Below are 3,829 nucleotides of genomic sequence, written 5' to 3' on the forward strand. Positions count from 1 at the left end.
CCGACCGAAAGCGGGGAACCGGGCTGCGCCCAGACCCCTGGGGCTCCGCCCCAGACCCCGGTCCTCAAACGCCGGACGGCTGAAAAGACAAACCCCGGCGGGAGCAGAATGCTCACCCAGCCAAGGTCCATAAACCGCCCGGCCAGGGTCCACAACCCGCCCAGCCAAGGTCCACGACCCGCCCGACCAGGATCCATGACCCACTCGCCCGGATCCACGACCCGCCCGCCGGGTCCACGACCGCCCGCCCGGCTCCCTGACCCACCCTCCCAGGCCCCACACCTCACACATCCAGGCCCCATGACTCCCCCACCCAGGGCCGGGACCTGGACTCCGAGGCCGGGGACGGGGGCGGGGTGGGGTGTTGGCCTGGACGTAGAGCGTGATTTGTGGCGCTAAAGGAAGCCAAAACTGTCGAACGTAGGAGGCAGGGCGCCTAAATCATGCAGTCCAGGCCAACACCCCACCCCGCCCCCGGCACCGGCCCCACCCGCAGCAAGCGCCGCGCCCAGGCCACCCCCAGCCCCGCCGGCGTTTGAGGCGCAGGGGTCCGGGGACGGCGTCCCCGGCAACGGCGCCGCACAAGGCCACGGCCACCCCACCGGCATCCCCCAGGCGGCCGAAGCGGGCGCGGCCTGGCGCCCGGGAGGCCCACGCGGCGGCAGAATGATCCGATGAGCGTCACCATCGACATCACCGGGCTCCCCGCGGAGCGGATCGGCTTCGCGCCGTCCCCCCTCGCAGAGCTCTGCATGGCGTTGCACGCGCTCTCCCAGCCCGGGCACCACCCCGGGCTCGCCTCCTGGACCTCCACGACCGCCGCCGCGCTCGATCCGGACCTCGCGGACCGGCTGCTGGAGGGCGATTTCATGTGGCGCAGCTCCTTCGCTGACCTGTTCATGGCCTTCGCCGGGATTCCCGGCGGGTCCGGGCTGCCCGCCGCCACCCTGGCGGCGGAGCTCGACGTGCTCGACCGGCTGGACGACGAGCGGTTCGTGACGGCCGCCCTGGAGCACTGCCGGCTGGCCCTCTACGGCGACGGCGACGGGCCGTCCCCGCTGTCGGATCCGCTCGCCCGGGCGAAGGCCCTGGAGACGGCCTCCGCGCGCGGGCCGCAGCAGTTGGCCTTCGCCGTGCGGGTGCTCGACGACACCGCCGGTGTCCGGGTCTGGCTGCGCCGGCTGATGGAGGACTGCGACGAGGCCTTCTTCGCGGAGACCTGGCGCCGGATCGGGCCCCGCCAGAGCGCGGACGTCCGGCACAAGACGCAGGTGCTGCGGCGCAAGGGGCTGCCGGCCGTGCTGAAGGAGGTCTCCTCGGCGCTGGGCGTCGACGAGGGGCTGACCACCGTCACGGTCGACAAGATGGTCCACGGGTCCACGACCGCGACCGATCCCCGAATAGGCGGCGGCCTGCTGTTCGTGCCCACGAACTTCGGCTGGCCCCACCTGCTGGTGCTGCACGCCCCCGGCTGGCGTCCGGTGATCCACTACCCGCTCGGCTCTCCCGAACTGGCCTCCTCCCCGGGGTCGGTGGAGCTGATGCAGCGGCGCATGGAGGCACTGGCCCATCCGATGCGGATGATGCTGTGCCGCAATCTGGCGCGCGCCCCGTACACGACCGGCGAGTTGGCGGCCGCGAACGGGATCACCGCCCCGGAGGTGTCCCGCCATCTGGCGGTGCTGAAGAGGGCCGGGCTGATCCAGACCCGTCGCCAAGGGCGGTACGTCCAGCACCAGCTGGACCTGGCGACGGTCGCGCGGATCGGATCCGACTTCATCGAGGGCATCCTGCGCTAGCACGCAGGTCGGTCCGCCCGTCCGTGAACGGAGGGACGGAGAGGCGGAGAGGCGGAGAGCGGGCAGTGGCCGGAATGCGACGGCTCAGATGCTCCGATATACGGATTTCACAAACCGGAATCAGTGAAAAGTCTGGCCATGGCCGCCAGTTGATGCCTAACGTGCGTCCACCGCTCCCCCATCCGGCGCACTGCACTTGACCTGCGTCTGCACCGAAACACCCCTTTTTGCGCTGCCCGCATGCCCGCATGCCCGTGCGCACCTGTGCCCAGTGCCCAGTGCCCGCGCACGCGCATCTGCCGTGGAAGGACTTTCATGCCCGCACGACGTATAGCCGCAGCCACCGCCGCCCTGGCGGCCGCGGCCCTCGTCTCCCCGCTGCTCCTCGCCGGACCGGCCGGAGCCACCGGCAGCCCGCAGAGCGACGCCGCCCGGGGTGACGCACTGGCCCGCAAGCTGGTCAAGGACTCCACCGGCAAGGGTGCCAACAACCACCTGAAGGTCTTCCAGACCATCGCCGACTTCAACAAGGGCACCCGCGTGGCGGGTTCCAAGGGTCACGTCCAGTCGGCCCAGTACGTCGAGCTCGTCATGCGCGCGGCCGGATACAAGGTCACCAAGAACGAGTTCGAGTTCGTGTACGTCGAGACGGTCGCCGAGACCCTGAAGGTCAACGGCCCGGCCGGCCGCGACGTCCCGATCAAGCTGATGACGTACACCGCCAGCGGCCCGGCGAACGGCGTGACGGCGCAGATCGCCGCCGCCCCGGTCGACGCCGACGGCACCAGCGGCTGCGAGCCCGCCGACTTCGCCGCGGGCGCCTTCACGGGCAAGGTCGCGCTGATCAAGCGCGGCGGCTGCGCCTTCGCGGTCAAGCAGCAGAACGCGGCGGCGGCCGGTGCGGCCGGCGCGGTGATCTACAACAACACCGAGGGCGCCCTGAACGGCACCATCGGCTCGGCCGACGCGGGCAAGATCCCGACCGGTGGTGTCACGCTGGCCGAGGGCGAGCGGCTCGCCGCCGAGGCCGCCGCGGGACCGGTCGAGGTCACCCTCGACATCCGCGAGTTCCGGGAGAACCGCAAGACGTACAACGTCGTCGCGGAGACGCGGGGCGGCGACGCGAACAACACCGTCTTCCTCGGCGCGCACCTGGACTCCGTCACGGCGGGCCCGGGCATCAACGACAACGGCTCCGGCTCGGCCGGCATCCTCCAGGTCGCGCAGAAGCTCGCGAGCAGCCAGTTCAAGGTCAAGAACAAGGTCAAGTTCGCCTGGTGGTCGGCGGAGGAGTTCGGCCTGCTCGGCTCGGAGGCGTACGTCGCCGGGCTGACGGACGAGCAGAAGAAGCAGATCAAGCTCTACTTGAACTTCGACATGATCGCCTCGCCGAACGCCGCGTACTTCGTCTACGACGGCGACGACTCGGACAAGGTCGGCTCGGGCCCCGGCCCCGAGGGCTCCGCGCAGCTGGAGAAGGGGATCAACGACTTCCTCGACTCCAAGAAGATCCCGCGCGAGGGCACCGACTTCTCGGGCCGCTCCGACTACGGCCCGTTCATCGAGGTCGGCATTCCCTCCGGCGGTACGTTCACGGGCGCCGAGGGCATCAAGACGCCGGAGCAGGCGGCGAAGTTCGGCGGGCAGGCCGGGGTCGCGTACGACGTGAACTACCACGGCAAGGGCGACACGATCAAGAACATCGACCAGAAGGCGCTCGACATCAACGTCGACGTCATCGCGGACGCGGTGGGTCACTACGCGTACGACCTGGCTCCGCTGGGCCGGCCGGTCGTCTCCGCGCCGAGCACTGGCGGAGGCAGCGGGGGTGGCCTCCACGAGGGCCACGACCACGCCGACGCCACGGAGTAATCCGTCCCAGGGGGGCGGGTAGGGAGCGTGCCGCTGCGCGGCGCAAAGTCCCCTACCCGCCCTCCCTCCGTTTCCCGGGGGCCAGTCACATCCAGCCCCTCCGGCGTTTGAGGAGCGGGGTCTGGGGCGGAGCCCCAGGGAACGGTGGAAGGGCGGGT

2 protein-coding genes are annotated in these 3,829 nt (G+C 70.9%); both read left to right on the forward strand.

Translation table 11 applies throughout. From position 1 onward, the window contains the following. The first annotated feature begins 674 nt into the window (after positions 1–674). Positions 675–1,799 (forward strand): DUF5937 family protein, encoded by a 1,125-nt coding sequence (locus ACFWNV_RS39500; RefSeq protein WP_383957139.1) that lies wholly within the window; start codon positions 675–677, stop codon positions 1,797–1,799. A gap of 315 nt (positions 1,800–2,114) precedes the next feature. After that, complete coding sequence (locus tag ACFWNV_RS39505; RefSeq protein ID WP_383957142.1) at positions 2,115–3,671, forward strand: M28 family metallopeptidase; 1,557 nt, start codon at positions 2,115–2,117, stop codon at positions 3,669–3,671. The last annotated feature ends 158 nt before the right edge of the window (positions 3,672–3,829 follow it).

This window comes from Streptomyces sp. NPDC058401 (assembly GCF_042722885.1).
Taxonomy (GTDB): domain Bacteria; phylum Actinomycetota; class Actinomycetes; order Streptomycetales; family Streptomycetaceae; genus Streptomyces.

Coding starts and splice junctions, on each gene's coding strand:
- ACFWNV_RS39505 (WP_383957142.1), top strand. CDS start 2,115: ATGCCCGCACGACGTATAGCCGCAGCCACCGCCGCCCTGGCGGCCGCG.
- ACFWNV_RS39500 (WP_383957139.1), top strand. CDS start 675: ATGAGCGTCACCATCGACATCACCGGGCTCCCCGCGGAGCGGATCGGC.